The organism is Kitasatospora sp. MY 5-36, assembly GCF_001182915.1.
GTDB lineage: Bacteria > Actinomycetota > Actinomycetes > Streptomycetales > Streptomycetaceae > Kitasatospora.
Genome location: NZ_LFVW01001318.1, coordinates 1 through 912 on the forward strand (window position 1 = coordinate 1; position 912 = coordinate 912).

Below are 912 nucleotides of genomic sequence, written 5' to 3' on the forward strand. Positions count from 1 at the left end.
ACGATCGTCCAGGTGGCCATCCGGGCCCGGCGGCTCGGCGGGCTGCTGCGCAAGGCCGCGGACACCCTGGACCGCAACGACGAGGACACCATCACCACGCCCGTGGTCGGGGCCGGCGGGGCGCTGCGCAAGCCCACCATCGCCCGGATGCTGCCGGTCGCGGCGCGGGCCGTCCGGCGGCAGCTGCACCCGCGCTCGGCGATCTTCCAGCACGCCGTCCGGCTCGCCGGGGTGGTCACCGTCGCCTACCTGCTGGCCCGGCTCGTCGGGTTCCACCACGGGTACTGGGCGCCGATGACCGCCGCGATGGTGATGCGGCCGGACTTCGCGCAGACCTACAGCCGGGGCGTCGCCCGGCTGGCCGGGACGGTGGTCGGAGTCGCCGTCTCGACGCTCGTGGTGCAGCTGCTCCACCCCGGGGAATGGGTGCTGGCCGCGCTGGCGGTGCTCTGCATCGGCGGGGCGTACCTCGCGTTCCGCACCGGGTACGCGCTCACCACCGTCGGGATCTCCACGTACGTGGTGTTCCTGCTCGGGCTGCAGGAGGGCAACCCGCTGGTGACGGCCTTCGAACGGGTCGGGCTCACCCTGCTCGGCGGGTCGATCGCGCTCGTCACGTACGCGCTGTTCCCGACCTGGCAGACCGCCCGGCTCGGCGAACGGCTCGCCGAGTGGCTGGCGGCCGCCGGACGGTACGCGGGAGCGGTGATCGCCTGCTACGAGAAGCCGGCGGCGCCGCGCGGGCGGGTCGTGCGGAGCGCGCTGCTGGACTCGCGGGAGGCGCGGTCCGAACTGATCCAGGCGATGCAGCGGGCCGACGCCGAACCGGGCCGGCACGAGACCGGGCTGGCCGGGGTCAGCCGGCGCCAGATCGACCGGGCCCGGGCGGCGGTCGGGGCCCTCGGGCGGGCG

At 75.7% G+C, this 912-nt stretch carries 1 protein-coding gene; it reads left to right on the forward strand.

Features of this window, described 5'->3' with window-relative positions:
• A partial coding sequence (locus AE652_RS42205; RefSeq protein ID WP_199823239.1) for an FUSC family protein occupies nucleotides 1–912 on the forward strand: 912 nt, incomplete at both ends.